We start from the raw sequence: 24,225 nt of genomic DNA, 5'->3' as shown, positions 1-24,225 counted from the left end.
TTTTCGGTCGCCCCTGACGGACAGGATGATCTGCGCTGATGACTCTTCAGCTTACCCGCTGGTAGCCGTAACGGTATTTAGCTACCAGCATCAGCGTGGTCAGCACGGCCGGGATGGCCAGGAAGGAGAAAACATCGGTGATATTCCAGCCAAGCGACAGCATTTGCGCCCCGGCAAAGGCGCTGAGGATCGCACCAATGCGGCCCACGCCGTGCATCCAGCTGGAGCCGGTAGCCCGCGCATGGGTCGGATAGTAGCTGGCCGACAGCGCATTCATCCCGGTATTCGCCCCGTTAAGACAAAAACCACTGCAGAACGCCACGCCACCCAGCACCCAGACCTCCGCAGGGGCATAGCCGATACAGACCGTGGCTATCGCGCCGGTGAAATAGATCGCCGCCAGCGCCAGGTTGGCATTAAAACGGTCCATCATCCAGCCCGCAAACAGCGAACCCACCGTGCCGCCCGCCTGATACATAGCGGTGACCAGCGCGGCCTGCGTCACCGTCATGCCCACGTCTTTAACCAGCGACGGCAGCCACGAGCCAATCAGGTAAACCAGGAACAGCCCCATAAAATAGCTTCCCCACAGCATCAGGCTGCCAAACAGGTAACGCGGCGACACCACAATCCTGACGGCCCCTTCACTGCTCACGGCCTCACTACGGGTGAATACGCTGGTTTCATCCACCCGTCCCGGGTGCATTTTTTCCACGATCTGGCGGATTCGGGCAGCCGGGGCGTTACGGGCAATCATAAAGCGCACGGACTCGGGTAAACCGCGCAGCAGCAGCGGTACCAGCATCAGCGGCAACACGCCGCCCATGATCAGCACCGCGTGCCAGCCATAGTTCGGGATCAGCCATGAGGCGGCAAAGCCGCCGGTAGCCGCACCAAAGGTAAAGCCGCAGAACACGACGGTGATCAGAAATGCACGACGGCGTTCAGGGGAGTATTCCGCCACCAGCGTGCCAACGTTCGGCATCGCCGCCCCCAGGCCCAGCCCGGTGAGAAAGCGGAAAAGCATCATCTGGTCAATATTCTGCGAGAACGCTGTGGCCAGCGTCCACAAGCCAAAGAAAAAGACGCTGTTAATAATAATCACCCGGCGGCCAAAGCGGTCGGCCAGCGGCCCGGCGACCATGGCACCGAGCGCCAGGCCAATCAGTGCTGCGCTGATCACCGCACCGAGCTGATGATTGCTTACCCCCCAGGCGCTTTTCAGCGCTGGGGCAATAAAGCCCATCAGGGCGATATCCATACCATCCATGGCGACAACGGCAAAACTCAGGGCGATGATGCGTTTCTGATAACGGCTCAATGTGCCCTGATTAATCAACGTACGGATATCGATCGCTGCGGTACTGTCCACTTCGCGCTCCATCACAGGCAATAGCAACCCCTGGCGGATAACGATTAGCGCAAAGGTTGGTAGAAAAAGTGTCGGCTATCATAGCGGATTGTTATGGAATACTCCTGGGAAAATATGTCCGTATTGTGCAAAGAGGCCAGCCCCGCCAGCGTCACCTCACTAACAGGTTGTCACTCCCTGTTGGCAGAAGATCAATAACGGCCGCGCATAGTGTTCCACCGTTATCCGCACCAGAGGTAATAGATACGGCGTCAAAAGGGTGAAATGTTAATCAAATTTTGCAATAAGGTTAACAAATTGACGACTGAGAACTTGCCAGCCTGTCCGGGCCATTATTATTCTGCGGTATGGACAAAAAATATCAGTTTAATCAGCGTATTCGCCTGCGCCATCTCCATACCTTCGTTGCCGTTGCGCAACAGGGGACGCTGGGTCGCGCCGCCGAAACCCTGTCACTCAGCCAGCCCGCGCTGTCCAAAACCCTCAACGAGCTGGAAGAGCTGGCTGGCGTACGGCTGTTCGAACGCGGTCGTCTGGGCGCACAGCTCACCACGATGGGGGAGCAGTTCCTCACCCATGCAGTGCGGATTCTGGATGCGTTAAACCATGCCGGACAGTCGTTTACGCTGCCGCAGGAAAAATCGCCGGAAGTGATGCGGCTTGGGGTTCTCACCACCGTGGCGCTGGGCATGCTGCCGTCCATCCTCGACCGTTTTCATCAGCAGCAGCCGCAGGCCATTGTTCAGGTTGCGACCTTACATAACAATGTGCTGATTGCAGCGATTAAAGCCGGTGAGTTTGACGTCGGCATAGGCCGGATGGCCGATCCCGAACTGATGGCCGGCCTGACCTATGAACTGCTGTTTCTGGAGTCACTGCGTCTGGTAGTGCGGCCGGATCATCCGCTTTTAAGTGACAATGTCACGCTATCAAAAGCCCTCTCCTGGCCAGTAGTGATTTCCCCCGAGGGCACTGCGCCGCGCCGCATCGCCGAGGCGATGCTGAAAGAACAGGGCTGTACGCTGCCGGGCACGCTGGTGGAAACCTCTTCCACTTCCCTCGCCCGTCAGCTGGCGCTGCGTTACAACTATGTCTGGTTTGTGCCGTCAGGAGCAATCAAAGAGGACTTACTGCATCATTCGCTTGCCGCACTGCCGATCGCCTCGCACGGGCCGGGCGAAGCCATAGGCATTATGACCCGCTCTGGCGACCCACTGACCCTGAGTGCGGAGATACTGCTGGCCACCATCCGCAAATCACACGCCGGATAACCCTTAGCGGCTGCGTTTGGCATGGCGCTCACGATTTTCCTGGCGGGCCTGCTCGTTTTTACGCAGGCCCACATAACACGCCCCGCTACCGCCGTCCTTCGGCGTGGCGCAGCAAAAAGCCTGCACCTCCTCAAACTGCGGCAGCCAGCGCATCAGATAGCTGCGTATCACGTTGGCATGTGCGCGGTCATCACGCCCTTTGCCATGAACGATCAGCAGATTCCTCAGCCCGTCCCGGGTTGCCTGCTGCATAAAAAGGTACAACGCCTGGCGGCACTGTTCGACAGAGTGGCGAAGTAGATTCAGGGTCGCCTCCGGGGGGTATTTCCCCTGAGAAAGCTTGTCCAGCACCCCCTGCTGGATCCCCTCTGCCCTGAATTCCAGCGGCACCGTCAACGGCACGATATCCAGCAGGCCGCTGGTCAGTGGGTTATCCCACTGCACATCAGCCGACACCGGCGTCTTCGACGTTGCGGGTTTCAGCCATAGCGTACTGGCACAGTCTTTCAGCGGCCTGACGTCTTCCATCGCTTGTTGAAACAGCGCCTGCTCATCAAGTTTGATAGCCATCATTTACCTCCTGATTACCGCGCCCCCGGGCGCAAAACGGGTTAGGTCGCAGGAATGAGTTTAGCAAAAAAGTCTCACCGATCACCCGATTACATCCCGTGACGCTATCAATAAGCCGGATTTATCGGTTTGAATAACTCAAAAGTGAAAACCGGCGTATTTCAGCCTAAATTCCTACGAATCATCCGATTGCGTGGTTAATTTTCACACAACCTTTACACCAATTTAATTAATTAATAACGTCCACATATTTATTGTGCCTAAAACTGCTCAGATGAGTTCCCTTGTGTGCGCGAAAAATGGTAAATTGATGTCAGTCAATTATCATCGAGCGTACATTATGATTCCGGAAAAGCGAATTATCACTAGACGCATACAATCAGGTGGCTGCGCCATTCACTGCCAGGATTGCAGCATCAGCCAGCTTTGTATTCCCTTCACGCTTAACGAGCATGAGCTGGACCAGCTTGATAACATCATCGAGCGTAAAAAGCCGATTCAAAAAGGGCAGACTCTGTTTAAAGCGGGTGACGAATTGCGATCTCTTTATGCGATTCGCTCCGGGACCATTAAAAGCTACACCATCACCGAACAGGGTGACGAGCAGATCACCGGCTTCCATCTGGCGGGCGACCTGGTGGGCTTTGATGCTATCAGCGGCAGTCAGCACCCCAGCTTTGCTCAGGCGCTGGAAACCGCCATGGTCTGCGAAATCCCGTTCGAAACGCTGGATGACCTGTCAGGCAAGATGCCCAGCCTGCGCCAGCAGATGATGCGTCTGATGAGCGGCGAGATCAAAGGCGACCAGGAAATGATCCTGCTGCTGTCGAAGAAAAATGCGGAAGAACGTCTGGCTGCCTTTATCTACGGCCTGTCACGTCGTTTTGGCCAGCGCGGCTTCTCTCAGCGAGAGTTTCGTCTGACCATGACCCGCGGAGACATCGGTAATTACCTGGGATTAACCGTTGAAACCATCAGCCGCCTGCTGGGCCGCTTCCAGAAAAGTGGCATGCTGGCAGTGAAAGGCAAATACATCACCATCGAAAATCATGAAATCCTCTCAGAGCTTGCGGGCCAGAGCCACACCGCCGCCTGATGTCTGCCGGGTCAATATTTCTTATTTTATTGATCCGGCAACGACTTTTTCCTTTCTTCCTGTAGAGCGATTGGGCTATCTTTAAACTGACACGCTCAGTGTAAGGAGAAACCGTTATGGCTCAGTATCAAAACATTCTGGTAGCAATCGATCCGCAACAGGACGACCAGCCCGCTCTTCGCCGCGCGGTCTATCTCAATCAACGTCTTGGCGGCAAGATCACCTGTTTCCTACCCATTTACGACTTCTCCTACGAGATGACCACGCTGTTATCGCCCGATGAGCGAGTGACCATGCGTAAAGGCGTCATCAGTCAACGTACCGAGTGGATCCGCGAACAGGCGCAGGCCTATCTCGCCGCCGGTGTGCAGATTGATGTTAAAGTGATCTGGCACAATCGCCCTTTCGAGGCGATCATCCAGGAAGTGCTGACCAACCAACATGATCTGGTGATTAAGATGGCACACCAGCACGACCGTCTGCAGGCGGTGGTGTTTACCCCGACCGACTGGCACCTGCTGCGTAAGTGTCCGTGTCCGGTATGGATGGTTAAAGATCAGGCCTGGCCGGAAGGCGGCAAGGCCGTGGTGGCGGTTAACCTCGCCAGCGAAGAGCCGCATCACGACCCGTTAAACAGCAAGCTGGTGAAAGAGACCCTGGCGCTGGCCGAGCGGGTCAATCATACGGAAGTCCATCTGGTCGGCGCGTACCCCGTGACGCCGATCAACATTGCTATTGAGCTGCCTGACTTTGATCCCAGCGTGTATAACGACGCTATCCGTGGGCAGCATCTGGTCGCCATGAAAGCGCTGCGTCAGTCGTTCTCCATCGACGAAAAATTTACCCACGTTGAAAAAGGGCTGCCTGAAGAGGTCATCCCTGAACTGGCCGGCCATCTTGACGCCGGGGTGGTGGTGCTGGGTACCATTGGCCGTACAGGACTGTCGGCAGCATTTTTGGGCAATACGGCCGAACAGGTTATCGACCACCTGCGCTGCGACCTGCTGGCCATCAAACCTGACGGGTTTGTCTCACCCGTTGAGCTTGACGACGACGAAGAGGATTAATTCCTCATACTGATGGGGCAAACCTGGCACACCGGTTTGCCCCCGCCCCCCTTCCCCTTTAAGCAGCAGCCGTTTCTGTTACCTCCTTTTTCAGGAACCACAGGATCAGGGCGGTCAGCAGTGACCCCGCCGTAATCGCCAGCAGATAGGCCGCCAGGTGAGTAACCACATTCGGAATAAACATCACAAAAATCCCGCCATGCGGCGCGCGTGAGGCGCAGCCCAGTGCCATCGACAGCGCGCCGGCCAGTCCAGAACCCGCGACGATGGCCGGGATCACCCGCAGCGGATCCGACACGGCGTAGGGAATGGCCCCTTCGGTGATAAATGACAGCCCAAGGATCCACGTCACCTTACCGGTTTCACGCTCGCTGCGGCTGAATTTTCCCCGGAAAAGGACGGTGGCGAGTGCAATCCCCAGCGGGGGGACCATCCCGGCCGCCATGCAGGCAGCTATCGGGCCGTAGATGCCGCTGGACATCAGCCCGATGGCAAACATGCAGACGGTTTTATTCAGCGGGCCCCCCATATCAAAGGCGACCATCATGCCAAACAGCAGGCCGAGCACGGCGGAGTTGGTCTGCCCCAGGGCATTGAGGAAGGCGGTCAGCCAGCCGAGCAGCAGCTTGATCGGCTCACCGATCAGCCAGACCATCAGCACCCCGGTGATCAGGACGCTAAACAACGGCACAATCAGGATAGGTTTCAGACCGGCGACAGCCTGCGGCAGGCGAATATGGCGAACGATTAACAGCGTCACATAGCCCGCCAGAAACCCGGCCAGCAGCGCGCCGAGAAAACCCGAACCGGTATGGATGGCCATCATTCCGCCCACCGCCCCGGAGACCATGCCCATTTTGCCGCTGATCGACTGGCTGATCCCAAGAGATAAAACCGGCAGCATCAGCGCAAAGGCCGATCCCCCGCCGATATCAGATAACATTTTTGCGACAGGGCTGAAATGCGCATCCCCCGGGGTGGCGGCAGTAATGCCGAAGGAGAAGCTGAGGGCGATCAGGATCCCCCCTGCGACGACAAACGGGATCATCAGATTGACCCCGGTGATCAGATGCACATAGAGCGTGGCGTACCAGCGAGTGCCACGCGCTATTGGTTCCTCCTCCCCGTCCGGTAAGGGAGCTTCCTGCCGGTGTGGGGCCAGCTCGCCGGCGGCAATGGCGGTCAGCAGGCCTTCGGCGTCTCTTGCCGCACGGGCAACCGGGACTTCAACTATGTTCTTGTGCTGAAAACGCGTCATATCGACTTTTTTATCAGCGGCGATGAGAACAATATCTGCGGCAGCAATATCATCCGGGCTGAGAATGTATTTGCTCTCAATGGCACCCTGCGTTTCAACCCGCAGGGACAGACCCAGTTTTCTGGCGGCTTTTTTCAAATTACTTTCGGCCAGATAAGTATGGGCCACCCCGGTAGGACAGGCGGTGATGGCAATAATATTCATGGGTATTCTCCGGTAACAATAAAATAACTCACGGTTCCGGCCGGAGTCTTATCTAACCAGAGGCGACATGGGAAAACACTACCAAACCCTGTCCCGCAATCGGGACAAACCCTGTACTGCAACGCGGCAGCGGCTGATTATTCTCTGCGTGAACGTAAGGCAAAAAAACGTGGCGAAAACAGGCGCTGAACGGACCATTAGTGACATTGATCGTTAACATTCGCGGTAAAAATCGCTACACTCTGGCCACCTTTTTGATTCTGCTATGGGTTGCCTGTTTGGTCTCGTTGTATCGCCTGTCGCAGCGCCGGTTACCTGCCCTGATCGCTATGATAGCGGTCCTGTTGCTGTTTATAGCCCCGGATGTCTCTAAAACGCTGGAACATCAGCGGATGTCTGCGCCTGTAGGGTTCGTGAGCCCTCCGCTGATGGCGATACATGATATGCCCATGGGCGTCATGTCCCATGACGGTATGACCACCCTGCATGCTCACCCATCCTCTGCGAAAGAGGGTCTGCCTGACGGGATCCACTCGTCTTCCACAATGCCTGTGGACGGGGGAATGATGGATGACTTCGCCTGCGGCTACTGCCAGCTGCTGGTGCATTTACCCTTACTGCTGTACCTGTTTATTCCGTTAATCTGGCTGCTGTTTCGCCTGGCATCGCAAACGCCAGCGACGCGATACACGCCCTGGTTTGCTTCCGCTTTTTTCCCCGGCCTTTCACAGCCGCGAGCCCCCCCTGACTGCCCGTCGGCGTTATAACGGCATTAAGGTTCTGTCTGTTTATCTCTTCCTGCAGTCGGGAATAAGCCGATAATAACGCCGCGTTTAACATCCTCAGCAGTACCCGCCGCCGTTGCGCACTGGGGGATCATTTCCCCTCTTCAGCCAGCCAGCGGGTAGCGCTACACTACCCACCTGCAGACGGCCGGACGCCGGGTTACCCCTTACGGCGGGTGCGGATGGGCAAAGAGAGAACGTTATTTTTCAGGAAATCGTACAGGAGTACACATCATGTCATTATTCCCTCCAGGCAAGAAACGCCGGAATTTCTTTATCGCCCAGGCCTGTCTGTGGATCTGCGTGGCGATTGTGATGACCAAAGCCATCATTGGTGGGGCCATCGAAGAGTACAACATGCCCTTCTCGACCTGGCCGGTCGAACTGTATGTCTCTGAATTCTTCATGATCATGATCTACAGCTCTGTCTTCACCCTGCTACTGTCCATTCCCCTGTGGTACTGGTTTATTGGTGAGCAGGATCCTGAAAACAAGAAAGGCTGATCACCTTCGGTGATCAGCCTCGTCGTGGGCGACCTTCTCATCGGGTCGCCCTCTAGCCTGCAACCCGATCAGCGCATTTACAACGCCTTCAGAATCGCTTCCACCGTCGCCTTCGCATCACCGAACAGCATCTGCGTATTCTCTTTAAAGAACAGCGGGTTCTGTACGCCAGCGTAACCGGTGTTCATTGAACGCTTAAACACCACCACATTCTGCGCTTTCCACACTTCCAGCACCGGCATACCGGCGATAGGACTGCGGGGATCTTCCTGCGCCGCCGGGTTAACGGTGTCATTCGCGCCGATGACCAGCACCGTATCGGTATCGCTGAAATCGTCGTTGATCTCATCCATTTCCAGCACGATGTCATACGGCACTTTGGCTTCCGCCAGCAGCACGTTCATATGCCCGGGCAGACGCCCGGCCACCGGGTGAATACCGAAACGCACCTTAATGCCGCGCTCACGCAGTCTGGCGGTAATTTCAGCCACCGGATACTGCGCCTGCGCCACCGCCATACCATAGCCCGGCGTGATAATTACCGAGGTGGAGTTCTTCAGCAGTTCTGCGGTGCCTGCGGCGTCGATTTCGCGATAGTCGCCCATCTCTTCACTTTCGCCGGTTGAGCTGCTGTCCGTTCCGAAACCACCGGCAATGACGCTGAAGAACGAACGGTTCATCGCTTTACACATGATGTAGGAGAGAATGGCACCACTGGAGCCGACCAGTGCCCCGGTGACAATCAGCAGGTCATTACTGAGCATAAAGCCCGCTGCCGCTGCCGCCCAGCCGGAGTAAGAGTTCAGCATCGACACCACCACCGGCATATCTGCCCCCCCGATGGACGCCACCAGATGCCAGCCAAAGGCCAGCGCGATCAGCGTCATCACGATAAGGGCAAACGTCTGCGTCCCCACACTGTCAGTGCGCACAAAGATAATCAGCAAGGCGAAGGAGACCACCAGGGCCAGCAGGTTCAACCTGTGGCGGTGCGGCAGCGCCAGCGGTTTTGATGAAATCTTGCCGCACAGCTTGCCAAACGCCACGATAGAACCGGTAAAAGTCACCGCCCCGATAAAGATACCGATAAAGATTTCGGTCAGGTGAATATTTTCCATCACCGGCAACAGGCCCGGACCGTGGTCAAGATAGCTGTTAAAGCCGACCAGCACCGCCGCCAGCCCGACAAAGCTGTGCAGCATTGCCACCAGCTCCGGCATTTCGGTCATTTCCACCTTCTTCGCCAGGCGAATGCCGATAGCACCGCCAATCACCATCGCCAGCAGGATCCAGGCGACGTTGCCGGTCTCCGGGCCGAAGATGGTGACGACCAGCGCCAGCGCCATTCCGCTGATACCGAAAATATTCCCCTGCTTCGAGGTTTCATGTTTAGACAACCCGGCAAGGCTGCAAATAAACAGGATCGCAGCAATGATATAGGCTGCAGTCACTAATCCGCCAGACATGGACTACCTCTCAGTTTTTACGGAACATTTTCAGCATACGCTGGGTGACGGTAAAGCCGCCGAAGATATTGATGCTGGCAATCAGCACCGCCACAAAGGACAGGAAGCTGACCCAGCCGCCATGGCCAATCTGCAACACCGCGCCGACCACAATAATGCCGGAGATGGCATTAGTGACCGACATCAGCGGCGTATGCAGCGCATGACTGACGTTCCACACTACGTAGTAACCGACCACGCAGGAGAGCGCAAACACGGTAAAGTGCGACAGGAACTCAGGGGGAGCGACATTGGCCAGCCAGCCAAACAGCACAATGGCCAGCACGATCAGACCATATTTACGCAGCGGCGAAGCAGGTTTCTCCGCCGGTTTTTCCAGCGGCGCGGCCGCTTTGGCCGCTTTTGGCGCAGCCGATACCTGAATAGGCGGCGCAGGCCAGGTGATTTCGCCATCGCGGATCACCGTCACGCCACGAATCACCACATCATCAAAGTCGATGGTGATCTCCCCGTTTTTTTCTTTACACAGCAGCTTCATCAGGTTGACCAGATTGGTGCCATAAAGCTGTGAAGACTGGGTTGGCAGACGGCTGGGCAGATCGGTATAACCTATGATTTTAACGCCGTTCGGGCTGGTCGTAATGGTGTCGGCAACGGTCAGCTCACAGTTACCCCCGTTTTGTGCCGCCAGATCGACGATCACACTGCCCGGTTTCATGGATGCCACCATCTCCGCCGTGATCAGCGTGGGGGCGGGTTTACCCGGGATCAGCGCGGTGGTCACAATAATATCGACCTCCTCTGCCTGGGCAGCAAACAGTGCCATCTCAGCCTTGATAAAGGCCTCTGACATCACTTTGGCATAACCGTCACCGCTGCCTGCTTCTTCCTCAAAGTCCAGCTCAAGGAATTCAGCGCCCATACTTTGTACCTGCTCTTTAACCTCAGGGCGGGTGTCGAAGGCGCGCACGATAGCCCCCAGGCTGCGTCCGGCACCGATGGCGGCCAGACCGGCCACGCCTGCACCGATCACCATCACTTTCGCCGGAGGCACTTTACCGGCGGCGGTGATCTGCCCGGTAAAGAAACGGCCAAACTCATGCGCCGCTTCAACAATGGCACGATACCCGGCGATGTTCGCCATAGAACTCAGCGCATCCAGAGACTGGGCACGCGAGATACGCGGCACCGCGTCCATTGACATGACGGTGACGTTACGCGCCGCCAGCTTCGTCAGCAGTTCCGGGTTCTGTGCTGGCCAGATAAAGCTGACCAGCGTGCTGCCGGCACGCGTCAGCGCAATTTCTTCCTCGGTCGGCGCGTTGACCTTCAGGACGATGTCGGACTGCCAGACCGTCACCGGGTCGGTGATGGTGGCTCCGGCAGCCTCAAATGCTGCATCTTCAAAACTGGCCAGCTTACCTGCGCCGCTTTCAACAGCCACGCTGAAGCCCAGGGCAATGAGCTGCTCCACCGTTTTCGGTGTGGCAGCCGCACGGGCTTCGTTAGGTAACCGCTCTTTGGTGATACCAATAAGCATAATCTTCCCTTTCTTCAGAGAGTACGAGGGGTGTTCTCCTGTTTCCGGCCTTTATGGCCGAAACACAGCCTGTTTCAAACTGCCTATAACCTACTGAATATACGTGATTCGATCCAGCCGCAGAGGGGGTGTTCGATGACTAACCTATAAAAATTCAGTTCTTACCCCTGCAAGCGATATATTGAGCCTGAATCACGGGGTTTCGAGCGCATAACGTGCTGCGATAAAATTTAACAATCAGAGATTTTTCTTAGTAAAAAACATTGATTAACAAAGCGTTAACGTTATAAGTACTAGCATTTACCACCTTAAGTGGTAAATAAAAGAAAAACGACACGATTCAGCCAGCTTTCTTCCTTATTCTGAAAACAGGAATGGTGCTGGCGCGCATTCCACACAAAATGGCTGAGACAGCGAACATTATTACATGTAATAATCATCCGCTAATCTGTTACACATCAAGAGTCCAGCACGTTTTCGTACTCATTTTTTGCGTAAGGCGAAGGATTAATTTTTATGAAGCTGAAGAACACCATTCTGGCATCAGCCCTGTTATCACTCACGGCATTATCCGCCCATGCGGCACAGGAACTGACGCCGGAGAAAGCCGCTGCGCTGAAACCGTTTGATCGGATCACCATTAACGGACGTTTTAACGCTCTCTACGAGGCCAGCGACGCCGTATCGAAACGTGCTGACGCATTGGGAGCCGCCTCCTACTATATTCAGGGTATCAATGATACTAACGGCAACGGCGGCAACTGGAATGTGACCGCTGACCTGTATCACGCCGATGCGCCTGCCGCGCCAAAAAATAAAGATCGCATCATTAACGGCGTGCGTGAGCTGACCAAAGCCGAAGCCTTCAGCCTTGAGCCTTACGATACCGTCAGCACCAGCGGCTTCTTCCGCAGCCAGCCTGATGTTAATGACGCCATCACCCGGGCAGCGAAAGAGAAAGGGGCGGCATCCTTCTTTATCGTTCGTCAGATTGATACCAACAGCGGTGGCAATCAGATGATCACCGCTTATATCTATAAGTCTGATGCACCGAAACGTCAGGTTCAGTCTCCTAACCTGATCCCGGCCGACTCTGAAGCCGGTAAAGCAGCGCTGGCAGCAGGCGGTGCGGCCGCGAAGAACGTCGAAATTCCAGGCGTCGCGTCCAGCGAGTCACCGAGCAAAAACGTAGGGCGCTTCTATGAAACGCAGAGTTCCACCGGGAAACGTTACACGGTAACGACGCGTGAAGGAAAAAGCGTACAGGAAGTCAATGCCATTACGGCCGCTCAGATGCAGCCGTATGACAGCGTGACCTTCACCGGCCACTTCAGCACGCCGACCGAGGTCTCTGAAGAAGTGGGCCGCCGGGCGATCGCCAAAGGTGCCAAGTACTACCATGTGACCCGCCAGTGGTCCAGCCAGAACGGTGGTAACCTGACCGTTACGGCCGATCTCTTCAAGTAAGTTCTTTCTGCAGGGCAGCCAGCGGCTGCCCTGTCATGCTGAATAATTCCCGCCTGTATTTGCATAGTAAGTCATTGCATCCTGCCGCCGCTGTCCGTAAAATCTCCCGCCACTTTCAGGCGTTTCTTTGCCTTTTCTGGTCTGGCATCCTGAGTTAAATCCAACATGGTCGTTACAACTGGTTTTTTATTCTGTAACCGGAGTTTTTTTTGGACAAAAAGTTAGGTCTTACCGCGCTGACAGCGCTGGTACTCAGCTCAATGCTTGGCGCGGGCGTATTCAGCCTGCCGCAAAATATGGCGGCGGTCGCCAGCCCGGCCGCCCTGCTGATTGGCTGGGCGATCACCGGTGTCGGGATTGTGCTGCTGGCGCTGGCCATGCTGCTACTCAGCCGCTTAAAGCCCGAACTGGATGGCGGAATTTTTACCTATGCCCGGGCCGGTTTCGGTGAACTGACTGGCTTCTGCTCAGCCTGGGGTTACTGGCTGTGTGCGGTGATCGCCAACGTCTCCTATCTGGTCATTGTCTTTTCCGCGATGAGTTTTTTCACCGACTCGCCGGGCCATGTGATTTTTGGCGACGGAAATACCTGGCAGGCCATTCTTGCGGCCTCGGTGCTGCTGTGGCTGGTTCACGGACTGGTTCTGCGCGGCGTTCAGACGGCGGCCAGTATTAATCTGATCGCAACGCTGGGCAAACTCCTGCCGCTGGGGCTGTTTATCCTGCTGGCGATTGCTGCTTTCCACTACGACCGCTTCTCCTTTGACTTCACCGGTCTGGCGCTGGGGAAACCCGTCTGGCAGCAGGTCAAGGACACCATGCTGATCACCCTGTGGGTGTTTATCGGGATTGAGGGGGCCGTCGTGGTCTCATCGCGAGCCAGAAACCGCCATGACGTTGGCCGCGCCACGCTGCTGGCGGTCAGCGCAGCGCTGGTGATTTACCTGCTGGTCACCCTGCTGTCACTCGGTATTGTTCCGCGAGCCGAACTCGCCGGAATGCGCAACCCCTCGATGGCCGGCCTGATGACGTCGCTGATCGGCCCCTGGGGCAATCTGGTGATCGTCGGCGGGCTGATCCTCTCTGTCTGCGGTGCCTATCTCAGCTGGACGATTATGGCCGCTGAAGTGCCGCTGGTGGCCGCGCTGCATGGTGCCTTCCCCCGCACCCTCAGCCGCCAGAATACCCGCGGAGCGCCTGCTGCCTCGCTGTGGCTAACCAACGGCTGCGTGCAGGTGTGTCTGATCCTGATCTGGCTGACGGGGGCTGATTACAATACCCTGCTGACGATCGCCTCTGAGATGATCCTGGTGCCGTACCTGCTGGTGGGGGCCTATCTGTTTAAAGTGGCGCGTCATTTACACAAGCCTGGCGCAATGATGATTGCGGTGGGGGCCAGCATTTACGGACTGTGGCTGCTGTATGCCTCCGGGCCCCTGCATCTGCTGCTGTCGGTCGTGCTTTATGCGCCGGGAATGGTACTGTTTCTGTTTGCCCGTCGCGGAGGACGCGGCGAAACGGCACTGCTTAAAGGGGAGAAAATGATGATGGTCATGCTGGTGGTGGCCACCCTGCCCGCCGTGTGGATGCTGACCCGCTGAGGGTCAGTATGCCGTCAGGGGGATCATCACGCTCAGTCGTTCGTCCTGCTGCTCAAGATCCACTGGCCGGGCGTACTCCTGACGAATCGCAGTCAGCTGGTTTTCTGACAGCGGATAAGGCAGCTGGATATCAAACGCATCAATCTGCTGCTGGTGCGCCAGCGTAATCAGCCGGGCGATATTAATCTCATCGCTGACCTGCGTTGAGATGATTTGCAGCGCCAGGTCTTTCAACGGGGCTTCCGAGGTCTGGGGTTCGCTGGCAGGCTTGCGGGTGATCATGCCAAAAAACGGGATCACGCCATAAATCGCGTCGACGAAGCTCCAGCGTTTCTTACAGGAAGCGGACAGGAATTCGGTATAGTTGAGGCAGATGCGATCACTGTACTGAGCTGAAGCCAGCTTCTCTTCTGACACTCTCTTCTCCTTATCCATTTCGACTCAAGAACTGCCCTGACAGGGGTTTGCAGGGTACGCCATCGCAGGCGGGGAATATAATGACATATTCGGCCAGGATTGTACTACATTCCCCCTACTATTTAACGCGGATTAATGGTCGTTGCGCTCAGGAAAGGATAAGCTGTCGTTCTCTTTAGCCAGAAAATCGGCCCTATGAACAAAATTGTATTTGTCGAAGACGATCAGGATGTCGGTGAACTGATTGCGGCCTATCTTGGGCGGCATGACATTGATGTTATTGTTGAAAACCGGGGCGATCGCGCAGAAGAAACCATCGCTGCAGCCAACCCTGACCTGGTGATGCTGGACATCATGTTGCCGGGGAAAGACGGGATGACGCTGTGCCGGGATTTACGCACGCGTCACAGCTGGACGGGGCCCATTGTCCTGCTTACCTCACTCGATAGCGACATGAACCACATTCTGTCGCTGGAGATGGGGGCAAACGACTATATTCTGAAGACCACCCCGCCGGCGGTGCTGCTGGCCCGTCTGCGTTTACACCTGCGCCAGGCGGGGGTCAGCGGCCAGAATGAAGAGATCGCACCGGGGATTGCGGGGCAGAAAGCCCTGCGCTTCGGCACCCTGAGTATCGATCCGATTAACCGTCAGGTGACGCTGTCAGAAGAGATCGTTGCCCTGTCGACGGCAGATTTCGACCTGCTGTGGGAGCTGGCCACCCACGCCGGCTCGATCCTTAACCGCGACGCACTGCTGAAAACCCTGCGCGGCGTTACCTACGACGGGATGGACCGCAGCATTGACGTGGCCATCTCACGTCTGCGTAAAAAGCTGCTCGACAGCGCCACGGAGCCTTACCGAATCAAAACCATTCGTAATAAAGGCTATCTGTTTGCACCACACGCCTGGGATGCGCAATGAAGAAACTGTTTATTCAGTTTTACCTGCTGCTGTTCGTCTGTTTTCTGGTGATGGCGATGCTGGTCGGGCTGGTTTATAAGTTCACTGCCGAACGTGCCGGCAGGCAGTCGATGGACGATCTCATGAAAAGCTCACTGTATCTGATGCGCAGTGAGCTGCGAGAGATCCCGCCGCGTGACTGGAATAAAACTATCGATAATCTCGACCTCAACCTCTCTTTCAAACTGCATATAGAGCCGATGAGTAAATATCAGCTCGACCCGCGTACGCTGCATCGCCTGCGCTCGGGCGAGATCGTGGCGCTGGATGATGAATATACCTTCCTGCAGCATATTCCGCGCAGCCACTATGTTCTGGCAGTGGGACCGATCCCCTATCTGTTCTATCTGCATGAAATGCGCATTCTCGACATTGCCCTGCTGGCGTTTATTGGTATTTCGCTGGCCCTGCCGGTGTTTATCTGGATGCGTCCGCACTGGCAGGACATGCTAAAGCTGGAAAACGCCGCACAGCGTTTCGGTCAGGGGCATCTGGATGAGCGCATTCATTTTGACAGTGCCTCCAGCCTGTTACGCCTGGGCGTGGCGTTTAATCAGATGGCCGATAATATCAACACCCTGGTCGCCAGTAAGAAACAGCTTATCGACGGGATAGCCCATGAGCTGCGCACTCCGCTGGTACGCCTGCGCTATCGCCTGGAGATGAGTGATAATCTTACCGGAGCAGAGTCTGCTGCGCTGAACCGGGATATCGGGCAGCTGGAAGCACTGATTGAAGAACTGCTGACCTACGCCCGTCTTGACCGGCCGCAGGTCAATCTGAACTTACAAACGCTGGATCTCGCCCGCTGGTTAGACGAACGTCTGGAGGACATCCGCTCCGTTCACCCGGAGTTTGATATTGCCCTGGAGACACCGCAGCGCGAAAATATTGGCGTGGCCGACACCCGCCTGATGGAGCGCGTGCTGGATAATCTGGTCAACAACGCCCTGCGCTATGCCAGCCAGCGCCTGCGGGCCAGCCTGTGGTTTGATGGCGAGATGGCATATCTGCAGGTGGAAGATGACGGCCCGGGTATTCCTCAGGATGAACGTCAGCGGGTGTTTGAGCCGTTTGTTCGCCTTGACCCCAGCCGCGATCGTGCCACTGGCGGCTGCGGGCTGGGCCTGGCGATAGTCCACTCCATAGCCCAGGCTTTTGGCGGCTATGTCACCATTGACAGCAGCCCGCTTGGGGGGGCCAGCGTGCGTTTCTGCTGGCCGGTTACCCCGGATCACCACTCTTAATCTGTTAATAAGGAATTCTATGTCTTCTGCCTATGCCCATCTGACACGTACCTTCCAGCGCCTCTCCCGCTTTGGCCATCTTTCTGCTATTGCCGGATGGGACATGATGACCATGATGCCCGCCGGGGGGAGTCAGGCGCGCGGTGAAGCGCTGGCCGAACTGAGCGTATTGCGCCATGAGATCCTGACGGCAAAAGACGTTGGTCTCTGGTTGCAGCAGGCACAGCAGGAGGATCTGGACGATGTGGCACAGGCAAACCTGTTTGAGATGCAGCGTGCCTGGCAGCAGGCCTCTTTGCTGCCCGCCTCGCTGGTTGAAGCTAAATCCATTGCCGGGTCTCGCTGTGAACATGCCTGGCGCACACAGCGTCCGGCCAATGACTGGACGGGGTTTGCCGCCAACCTGAAAGACGTGGTCAAACTCAGCCGGGAAGAGGCGGAGATCCGCGCCCAGGCCAGTGGCCAATCCCGCTATGATGCCCTGCTTGACGTCTTCGAACCCGGTATGACCAGTGAAAAACTGGATAAAACCTTTGGCGATCTGAAGCAGTGGCTGCCTGACTTGCTGCAAAGGATCGTGGACCAGCAGGCGGGCGAAAAAGTTGACCGCCCTGTCGGCCCCTTCCCACAGGCTTCGCAGCAGGCGCTGGGGCTGGCGATTATGCAGCAGCTGGGCTTTGACTTTACTGCCGGTCGTCTGGATATCAGCGCCCATCCCTTCTGCGGTGGCGTGCCGCAGGATGTGCGTATTACTACCCGCTACAATGAAGACGAGTTCATCAGCGCCATGATGGGGGTGATCCATGAAACCGGCCATGCCCGCTATGAGCAGAACTTACCGAAGCAGTGGGCTGACCAGCCCGTGTCGCTGGCACGCTCAACGGCCATCCATGAGTCACAAAGCCTGTTCTTTGAAAAGCAGCTGGGCCGCAGCCCGGCTTTCCTCAGTCTGATCCGCCCGCAGGTACAGCATTTGCTTGGCGACAGCCCGGCGCTGAAGGAAGCGAACTTTATTGCTCTGAATCAACGGGTCAAACCCGGGCTAATCCGCGTTGATGCCGATGAGGTCAGCTATCCGGCGCATATCATTCTGCGCTATGAAATCGAAAGCGCCCTGATCGCCGGTGAGATTGAGGTGGATGACATTCCCGCGCTATGGGATGAGAAAATGCTGGCCCTGCTGGGTCTGGACACCCGGGGCAATTACCGCGACGGCTGCATGCAGGACATTCACTGGACTGACGGTGCGTTCGGCTACTTCCCGACGTATACGCTGGGGGCAATGTATGCGGCACAGCTGTTCCAGGCGCTGAAGCGGGCTCTTCCTCAGGTGGATGAGCAGATCCGCCAGGGGGATTTGCAGCCAGTATTCCATTGGTTACAGCAGAATATCTGGCAGCATGGCAGCCGTTTCAGCACCCGCCAGCTGATCGAAAACGCCACGGGCGAAGATCTGAATCCGCACTATTTCCGCCAGCATCTGGAAAGCCGCTACCTGAAATAACCGCGTCATTACCCCGCCCCCTGTGCGTCCCGCGCAGGGGGAAATCACCACGATCTCCCCGCTTGTACAATCGGTTACACGCCGATACCAATCACTCACGGAAAGCCCGCATTGATTCCCTTATAGTCTTTTCACCGGCCCCAGAGTGGGCTGACACCTGAACTAAACACCTTGAGGGTTTTGCAATGAAAAAATTATTTGCTCTGGTTGTCGCTGCTACAATGGGTCTGTCTTCTGTTGCCTTCGCTGCTGAAACTACAGCTGCACCTGCAACCAGCGCTGCACCTTCTGTCGCCACCACCACGACAGCGGCTCCGGCGCCAGCGAAAGCGTCTGTTAAACACGTTAAGCATGTGAAAAAACACAAGAAAGCGGTAGCCCAGAAAGCGCAGGCTGCTAAAAAACACCATAAAGCAAAAAAAGCAGCGGATCAGAAAGCTCAGGCCGCGAAAAAGCATCACAAAGCCGCTAAAAAACCTGTCGCTCAGAAAGCCCAGGCCGCGAAAAAGCACCACAAAGCAGCAACCAAGCCGGTAGCACAGAAAGCTCAGGCCGCTAAAAAACACCACAAAGCAGCAACCAAACCTGTTGCTCAGAAAGCCCAGGCTGCCAAAAAACACCACAAAGCCGCTAAAAAACCTGTTGCCCAGAAAGCCCAGGCTGCTAAAAAACACCACAAAGCAGTAAAGAAAACCGCGCCTAAAGCGTAAGACTGACGGACGGGGTGCCCGCCACCCCACGCACATGAATTAACTTAAACACCCGGTCTTACCGGGTGTTTCTTTAAGGAGTTTCGGATGATGGTGCGTCGCTATTTATTCGAAATCATTCTGACTGTTATGATCATCTGTGGCCTGATTGCCGCCAGCTTTTACTTATAATGATGGTTACTGTAGTGTGCTGATATTTCATATTAATCTCCCTTTTCCAGCACTATCCGTCTATAGTTACTTCTCTAAGATAAATACTTATATCCACGCTTTTTCAGCCTGAGAAAAATATGCGTCTGACCGCTGTGTTATTGATGGGTTGCCTGGCTTTTTCGTTTTACACACACGCTGATGAAGAGGAACGGAGCGCCGCCGACACGAAAACGCTGTTCTTCGGTCAGGACGATCGCCAGCCGGTCCGTGATACCGGCTCTGCCCCCTGGGAAGCGATTGGTCAACTGGAAACGGCAAGCGGTAACCTGTGCAGCGCTACGCTGATCGCCCCTCACCTGGCCCTGACGGCAGGACACTGCCTGCTGGCCCCGCCGGGTAAACCGGACAAGGCCGTGGCGCTGCGGTTTATCTCCAGTGAAAACAATGGCTGGCGCTACGAAATCCACGATATCGAAGCGCGCGTTGACCCGGCGTTGGGGAAAAAACTCAAAGCTGACGGTGACGGCTGGATCGTACCGGCCCAGGCCGCCCCTTATGATTTTGGTCTTATTGTCCTGCGTAATCCGCCATCGGGTATTACCCCTATTCCGCTGTTTGCCGGGTCACGCAAAGATCTGACCGCGGCGTTAAAAACCGCCGGACGACGCGTAACCCAGGCAGGTTACCCGGAAGATCATCTTGATACGCTTTACTCTCATAGCGACTGCCTGATCACCGGCTGGGCGCAGAAAACCGTCCTGTCACATCAGTGCGACACCCTGCCCGGCGACAGTGGTTCTCCGCTGTTATTAAAGGTTGATGGCGAGTGGCAGTTGATTGCAGTACAAAGCTCGGCTCCGGCGGCAAAAGACCGCTATCTGGCTGACAACCGCGCCATCGCGGTGACCGCTTTCCGCGACAGTCTGGAAGCGCTGGCACAGTAAAAGAAGACGCAGGCGATTGCGGCCGCACTGGTGGCAAAATATCGCCCGGACAATCCCCTGCTGCTGACCAGGCCAGATAATGATGACACGATATACATCAGGTTAAGGTTGCCTCCCCGTTTGTCCGGGCAGGCAAAATTTACTGTGTCACCTGTTCCATCGCCTGCAGGATACGTTTTTCTGAGATTGGATAAGGCGTCCCCAGCTGCTGTGCGAAGAAGCTGACGCGCAGCTCTTCAATCATCCAGCGAATGTCCTGCACCTCTTCATCGTCCTTACGCTCTGGCGGCAGCTTGTTAAACCACTGCGTCCAGGCCTGCTGCACGGACTCCACCTTCAACATCCGCGCCCGGTCGCTGTGCGGATCGACCGCCAGCTTCTCCATCCGGCGTTCAATTGCCTGCAGATAACGCAGCGTGTCACCCAGCCGTTTCCAGCCATTACCAGTGACAAAGCCCCGATAGACCAGGCCGCTCATCTGCGCTTTGATATCCGACAGCGCCAGCGCCATGGTCATATCCACGCGCCCTTTCAGACGCTTGTTAATCGCAAACACCGACGTCAGGATCTGCTCGACCTTTTTGGCAATCTCCACCACCGTATCGTTAAGTTCCGCACGGACCTTATCGTGCAACTGCGTGTAACCCTGCTCCTGCCAGGAAGGACCACCGGCTTCAGCGATCAGTTTATCGACACCGCAGGCAATACAGTCGTCAATCAAATCCAGCACTTTGCCGTAGGGGTTAAAATAGAGCCCCAGCTTGGCTTTGTTGGGTAACTTTTCGTGCAGGTATTTAATCGGCGAAGGGATGTTCAGCAGCAGCAGGCGTCGCTGCCCGCGCCACATCGCTTTTTGCTGTTCATGCTGGGTGTCGAACAGGCGAATGGCCACGCTGTCCTTCTCATCCACCAGGGCGGGCCAGGCTTTCACGCTGTAATGACCGCGCTTCTGCTCAAAGTGATCCGGCAGGTCGCCAAAACTCCAGATGTGCAGCCCACTCTGCTCCAGCCCGTCGTCTGCCACCTTTGACAGCGTTTCCTGCACCTTGCCTTTAAGCTGCAGTTTTAACGCGGAGAGATCTTTGCCCTCCGCCAGCCTGCGGTTATTTTCATCCACAATACGGAAGGTCATTTTAAGATGATCGGGCACCTGTTCCCACTGCCAGGCTTCGCGATCCAGCGTCACACCTGACATGCGACGGAACTCACGCTCCAGGGCGTCCAGCAGCGGCAGGGCCAGCGGCGTGACGCGGCCGAGAAACGCATCCGCATAGTTGGGTGCCGGCACGAAGTTACGGCGTAACGGCTTCGGCAACGATTTGATCAGTGCAATCACCAGGTCACGGCGTACACCCGGGATCTGCCATTCAAAACCTTTTTCTTCCACCTGGTTGAGCAGCGGCAGTGGCACATATACCGTGACCCCGTCGGCGTCCGCCCCCGGTTCAAACTGGTAGCTAAGACGCAGCTTCAGGTTCCCCTGATGCCAGAAATTAGGATAATCAAGTTTGCTAACGTTCTCCGCGCCCTGCTTTATCAGCATCTCACGGGCAAAATTCAGGCGCTCAGGCTCTTCACGACTGACGGTTTTCCACCAGTTATCAAAATGCCGGGCCGAGATCACCTCCGCGCCGATGCGTCGGTCGTAAAAGGCAAACAGCGTCTCATCATCGACCAGAATATCGCGACGGCGGGACTTGTGTTCCAGCTCCTCGACCTCTTCCCGCAGCTTCAGGTTGGCTTTAAAGAAAGCGTGACGCGTCTGCCAGTCGCCCTCAACCAGCGCATGGCGAATAAACAGCTCACGCGACAGCATCGGATCGATCGGACCGTAGTTCACCTTACGCGCCGCCACAATGGGCAGGCCGTAAAGCGTCACTTTTTCACTGGCCATCACCGCGCCCTGCGCTTTTTCCCAGTGGGGTTCACTGTAGCTGCGCTTGAGTAAGTGCTGCGCGACCGGTTCGATCCATTCCGGTTCAATTCGGGCGGCAATGCGTCCCCACAGGCGGCTGGTTTCCACCAGTTCAGCGACCATCGTCCACTTCGGGGGCTTTTTGAACAGGCCCGACCCCGGGAAAATGGCAAAGCGGGCGTTACGTGCGCCAGTAAACTCCTGCTTGTCGGCATCTTTCTGTCCGATATGCGACAGTAAGCCGGTCAGCAGCGCCGTGTGGATCTCCCGTATTTCAGCCGGTTCGCTGTTCACCGGCAGGCCCAGCTCCCGCACCACCTGGCGCAGCTGGGTGTAAATATCCTGCCATTCGCGCACCCGCAGGTAGTTCAGGTAGTCTGTTTTGCATAAGCGGCGGAAGTGGCTGGATGACAGGGCTTTTTGCTGCTCCTGCACATAATTCCACAGGTTCACAAAGGCAATAAAATCCGAGTCTTTATCCGCAAAGCGCTGATGCTTCTCGTCGGAGGCCTGTTTTTTCTCTGCGGGACGTTCGCGCGGATCCTGAATGGAAAGCGCGGCGGTAATAATCATCACCTCGCGCACACAGCCATATTTCTGCGCTTCCAGCACCATTTTCGCCAGGCGGGGGTCAACCGGCAGTTGCGCCAGCGACCGTCCTGATGGCGTCAGCTCATAGTGCTGATTTTCACGCAGGGTGATGGCCCCGAGCTCTTCCAGCAGGCGTACGCCATCCTGAATATTACGCGGGTCGGGGGCTTCCACAAACGGGAAGGCGGCAATATCACCCAGCCCCAGGGCGGTCATCTGTAAGATCACCGATGCCAGGTTAGTTCGCAGAATTTCCGGGTCGGTAAACGCCGGCCGGTTGAGGAAGTCATTCTCGTCATACAGACGAATACAGATGCCCTCTGACACACGGCCGCAGCGGCCTTTACGCTGGTTAGCGGAAGCCTGAGAAATTGGCTCAATCGGCAGCCGCTGTACCTTCGTCCGGAAGCTGTAGCGACTGATACGTGCGGTACCCGGGTCAATCACGTATTTAATGCCCGGCACGGTGAGCGAGGTTTCCGCCACGTTGGTTGCCAGCACGATGCGCCGCCCGACGTGAGACTGAAACACGCGGTTCTGCTCGGCGTTGGACAGGCGGGCGTACAGCGGCAGCACTTCCGTATGCGGCAGATCGCGCTTCATCAGCGCATCGGCCGTATCGCGGATCTCGCGCTCCCCGCTCATAAAGATCAGAATATCGCCACGGCTTTCCTGGCCCAGTTCGTCCACCGCATCGAAAATAGCCTGCAGCTGATCGCGATCGGTATCTTCCACGTCTTCGACCACTGGCCGGTAGCGCACTTCGACCGGATAAGTCCGCCCGGACACTTCAATGACCGGAGCATCATGGAAATGGCGTGAAAAACGCTGCGGATCGATGGTCGCGGAGGTGATGATCACCTTCAGGTCGGGGCGCTTTGGCAGCAGCTCACGCAGGTATCCCAGCAGAAAGTCGATGTTCAGGCTACGCTCATGCGCTTCGTCGATAATGATGGTGTCATACTGCATCAGCAGGCGATCCTGCTGGATTTCCGCCAGCAGGATACCGTCCGTCATCAGTTTAACCTGGGTGGTATCCCCCACCTGATCGTTAAAGCGCACCTTATAGCCGACGCAGCCGCCTAAGGAAGTTTCCAGTTCGGCCGCAATTCGGTCGGCGACGGTGCGCGCCGCCAGGCGTCGGGGCTGCGTATGGCCAATCAACCCACGGATACCCCGCCCCAGCTCCATGCAGATCTTAGGCAGCTGTGTGGTTTTACCTGACCCGGTTTCCCCGGCCACAATCACCACCTGGTGATCGCGTATCGCCTCTGCGATGTCCTGCTTCTTCTGGCTGACAGGCAGATTTTCCGGATAACGGATAGTCGGCGTGGCGGCCCGGCGGGCACTGATGCGCTGCTCTGCCGCCGCGATATCGCCTTCCAGCGTTTCGATCAGCGCCTGGAGGGATGCGGGATTTTTTATTTTTTTCGCCCCGTGCAGGCGACGCTGCAGACGCTGGCGGTCGCGCAGCATCAGCGTGTCCAGCCGGGTAAAGAGCGGCGTCAGGGCAGAATGTGGCATGTCAGACATGGTAGTAAAACTCGCTTTGTCGCCGTTAATACGGGCAACATGGATTA

General features: G+C 56.4%; 19 protein-coding genes. 12 read left to right on the top strand and 7 right to left on the bottom strand.

Going from position 1 to position 24,225, the window contains the following annotated elements; genetic code table 11:
* Positions 1–46: 46 nt before the first annotated feature.
* Positions 47–1,372, bottom strand: a complete 1,326-nt coding sequence (locus tag IFU29_RS01095; RefSeq protein WP_191932278.1) for an MFS transporter — start codon at positions 1,370–1,372, stop codon at positions 47–49.
* A 347-nt stretch (positions 1,373–1,719) separates the two neighbouring features.
* Here IFU29_RS01095 and IFU29_RS01090 point away from each other — a divergent pair, with 347 nt between their 5' ends.
* Positions 1,720–2,643: a LysR substrate-binding domain-containing protein gene (locus IFU29_RS01090; protein WP_191932277.1), complete on the top strand. Its 924-nt coding sequence runs from the start codon at positions 1,720–1,722 to the stop codon at positions 2,641–2,643.
* Between the two features lie 3 nt (positions 2,644–2,646).
* Here IFU29_RS01090 and smrA read toward each other — a convergent pair whose 3' ends face one another.
* The gene (gene smrA, locus IFU29_RS01085; protein WP_191933085.1) at positions 2,647–3,207 is read right to left on the bottom strand and encodes a DNA endonuclease SmrA; all 561 of its coding nucleotides are present in this window, start codon (positions 3,205–3,207) and stop codon (positions 2,647–2,649) included.
* Positions 3,208–3,553: 346 nt separating this feature from the next.
* On the opposite strand from smrA, the gene IFU29_RS01080 reads away from it, so the two are divergent.
* Together IFU29_RS01080 and uspE are read left to right on the top strand one after the other, a co-directional pair.
* Entirely contained in the window at positions 3,554–4,309 is a 756-nt protein-coding gene (locus IFU29_RS01080) for an FNR family transcription factor (protein WP_062743357.1), read from the top strand.
* A gap of 116 nt (positions 4,310–4,425) precedes the next feature.
* A complete protein-coding gene (gene uspE / locus IFU29_RS01075) occupies positions 4,426–5,376 on the top strand; it encodes a universal stress protein UspE (protein WP_191932276.1) in 951 nt (316 codons plus the stop codon).
* 58 nt (positions 5,377–5,434) lie between these two features.
* Here uspE and IFU29_RS01070 read toward each other — a convergent pair whose 3' ends face one another.
* Positions 5,435–6,838: a PTS fructose transporter subunit IIC gene (locus IFU29_RS01070; protein WP_191932275.1), complete on the bottom strand. Its 1,404-nt coding sequence runs from the start codon at positions 6,836–6,838 to the stop codon at positions 5,435–5,437.
* 200 nt (positions 6,839–7,038) lie between these two features.
* Between IFU29_RS01070 and IFU29_RS01065 the strand changes: the two genes are divergently transcribed.
* Together IFU29_RS01065 and IFU29_RS01060 are read left to right on the top strand one after the other, a co-directional pair.
* The gene (locus IFU29_RS01065; RefSeq protein ID WP_342214435.1) at positions 7,039–7,605 is read left to right on the top strand and encodes a DUF2946 domain-containing protein; all 567 of its coding nucleotides are present in this window, start codon (positions 7,039–7,041) and stop codon (positions 7,603–7,605) included.
* Positions 7,606–7,857: 252 nt separating this feature from the next.
* A complete protein-coding gene (locus IFU29_RS01060; RefSeq protein ID WP_191932274.1) occupies positions 7,858–8,127 on the top strand; it encodes a DUF2534 family protein in 270 nt (89 codons plus the stop codon).
* Positions 8,128–8,204: 77 nt separating this feature from the next.
* Here IFU29_RS01060 and pntB read toward each other — a convergent pair whose 3' ends face one another.
* Both pntB and pntA read right to left on the bottom strand, forming a co-directional pair.
* Positions 8,205–9,593: a Re/Si-specific NAD(P)(+) transhydrogenase subunit beta gene (pntB, locus tag IFU29_RS01055; protein ID WP_062743362.1), complete on the bottom strand. Its 1,389-nt coding sequence runs from the start codon at positions 9,591–9,593 to the stop codon at positions 8,205–8,207.
* Between the two features lie 10 nt (positions 9,594–9,603).
* Positions 9,604–11,133, bottom strand: a complete 1,530-nt coding sequence (gene pntA / locus IFU29_RS01050; protein WP_191932273.1) for a Re/Si-specific NAD(P)(+) transhydrogenase subunit alpha — start codon at positions 11,131–11,133, stop codon at positions 9,604–9,606.
* A 516-nt stretch (positions 11,134–11,649) separates the two neighbouring features.
* Here pntA and ydgH point away from each other — a divergent pair.
* Together ydgH and IFU29_RS01040 are read left to right on the top strand one after the other, a co-directional pair.
* Complete coding sequence (ydgH, locus tag IFU29_RS01045; RefSeq protein WP_191932272.1) at positions 11,650–12,600, top strand: DUF1471 family protein YdgH; 951 nt, start codon at positions 11,650–11,652, stop codon at positions 12,598–12,600.
* Between the two features lie 209 nt (positions 12,601–12,809).
* A complete protein-coding gene (locus IFU29_RS01040; RefSeq protein WP_191932271.1) occupies positions 12,810–14,201 on the top strand; it encodes an amino acid permease in 1,392 nt (463 codons plus the stop codon).
* Between the two features lie 3 nt (positions 14,202–14,204).
* Here the strand turns inward: IFU29_RS01040 and IFU29_RS01035 are convergent, their stop codons facing one another.
* A complete protein-coding gene (locus tag IFU29_RS01035; protein WP_191932270.1) occupies positions 14,205–14,636 on the bottom strand; it encodes a hypothetical protein in 432 nt (143 codons plus the stop codon).
* Positions 14,637–14,813: 177 nt separating this feature from the next.
* Between IFU29_RS01035 and rstA the strand changes: the two genes are divergently transcribed.
* From rstA to IFU29_RS01010, 5 genes are all read left to right on the top strand, one after another.
* Complete coding sequence (gene rstA, locus IFU29_RS01030) at positions 14,814–15,542, top strand: two-component system response regulator RstA (RefSeq protein ID WP_187509203.1); 729 nt, start codon at positions 14,814–14,816, stop codon at positions 15,540–15,542.
* Positions 15,539–16,828: a two-component system sensor histidine kinase RstB gene (rstB, locus tag IFU29_RS01025; RefSeq protein ID WP_191932269.1), complete on the top strand. Its 1,290-nt coding sequence runs from the start codon at positions 15,539–15,541 to the stop codon at positions 16,826–16,828. The genes rstA and rstB overlap by 4 nt, the downstream gene beginning before the upstream one ends.
* 19 nt (positions 16,829–16,847) lie before the next feature.
* Complete coding sequence (locus IFU29_RS01020) at positions 16,848–18,332, top strand: carboxypeptidase M32 (RefSeq protein WP_191932268.1); 1,485 nt, start codon at positions 16,848–16,850, stop codon at positions 18,330–18,332.
* A gap of 185 nt (positions 18,333–18,517) precedes the next feature.
* On the top strand, positions 18,518–19,042 hold the full coding sequence (gene asr / locus IFU29_RS01015) for an acid resistance repetitive basic protein Asr (RefSeq protein WP_191932267.1): 525 nt from the start codon (positions 18,518–18,520) through the stop codon (positions 19,040–19,042).
* Between the two features lie 290 nt (positions 19,043–19,332).
* Entirely contained in the window at positions 19,333–20,139 is an 807-nt protein-coding gene (locus IFU29_RS01010; RefSeq protein WP_191932266.1) for a trypsin-like serine peptidase, read from the top strand.
* 139 nt (positions 20,140–20,278) lie between these two features.
* Here IFU29_RS01010 and hrpA read toward each other — a convergent pair whose 3' ends face one another.
* A complete protein-coding gene (hrpA, locus tag IFU29_RS01005) occupies positions 20,279–24,178 on the bottom strand; it encodes an ATP-dependent RNA helicase HrpA (RefSeq protein ID WP_191932265.1) in 3,900 nt (1,299 codons plus the stop codon).
* Positions 24,179–24,225: the final 47 nt, after the last annotated feature.

The organism is Erwinia persicina (genome assembly GCF_014838825.1).
GTDB classification, from domain to species: Bacteria; Pseudomonadota; Gammaproteobacteria; order Enterobacterales; family Enterobacteriaceae; genus Erwinia; species Erwinia persicina_A.
Note: the sequence above shows the minus strand (reverse complement) of the source record. Positions and strands in the feature narration are given on the sequence as shown.

What these genes read in the sequence shown, in the direction of transcription:
- IFU29_RS01090 (WP_191932277.1), top strand. Translation starts at nt 1,720, where the DNA reads ATGGACAAAAAATATCAGTTTAATCAGCGTATTCGCCTGCGCCATCTC.
- IFU29_RS01080 (WP_062743357.1), top strand. Translation starts at nt 3,554, where the DNA reads ATGATTCCGGAAAAGCGAATTATCACTAGACGCATACAATCAGGTGGC.
- uspE (WP_191932276.1), top strand. Translation starts at nt 4,426, where the DNA reads ATGGCTCAGTATCAAAACATTCTGGTAGCAATCGATCCGCAACAGGAC.
- IFU29_RS01070 (WP_191932275.1), bottom strand. Translation starts at nt 6,838, where the DNA reads ATGAATATTATTGCCATCACCGCCTGTCCTACCGGGGTGGCCCATACT.
- IFU29_RS01060 (WP_191932274.1), top strand. Translation starts at nt 7,858, where the DNA reads ATGTCATTATTCCCTCCAGGCAAGAAACGCCGGAATTTCTTTATCGCC.
- pntB (WP_062743362.1), bottom strand. Translation starts at nt 9,593, where the DNA reads ATGTCTGGCGGATTAGTGACTGCAGCCTATATCATTGCTGCGATCCTG.
- pntA (WP_191932273.1), bottom strand. Translation starts at nt 11,133, where the DNA reads ATGCTTATTGGTATCACCAAAGAGCGGTTACCTAACGAAGCCCGTGCG.
- ydgH (WP_191932272.1), top strand. Translation starts at nt 11,650, where the DNA reads ATGAAGCTGAAGAACACCATTCTGGCATCAGCCCTGTTATCACTCACG.
- IFU29_RS01035 (WP_191932270.1), bottom strand. Translation starts at nt 14,636, where the DNA reads ATGGATAAGGAGAAGAGAGTGTCAGAAGAGAAGCTGGCTTCAGCTCAG.
- rstA (WP_187509203.1), top strand. Translation starts at nt 14,814, where the DNA reads ATGAACAAAATTGTATTTGTCGAAGACGATCAGGATGTCGGTGAACTG.
- rstB (WP_191932269.1), top strand. Translation starts at nt 15,539, where the DNA reads ATGAAGAAACTGTTTATTCAGTTTTACCTGCTGCTGTTCGTCTGTTTT.
- IFU29_RS01020 (WP_191932268.1), top strand. Translation starts at nt 16,848, where the DNA reads ATGTCTTCTGCCTATGCCCATCTGACACGTACCTTCCAGCGCCTCTCC.
- asr (WP_191932267.1), top strand. Translation starts at nt 18,518, where the DNA reads ATGAAAAAATTATTTGCTCTGGTTGTCGCTGCTACAATGGGTCTGTCT.
- IFU29_RS01010 (WP_191932266.1), top strand. Translation starts at nt 19,333, where the DNA reads ATGCGTCTGACCGCTGTGTTATTGATGGGTTGCCTGGCTTTTTCGTTT.
- hrpA (WP_191932265.1), bottom strand. Translation starts at nt 24,178, where the DNA reads ATGTCTGACATGCCACATTCTGCCCTGACGCCGCTCTTTACCCGGCTG.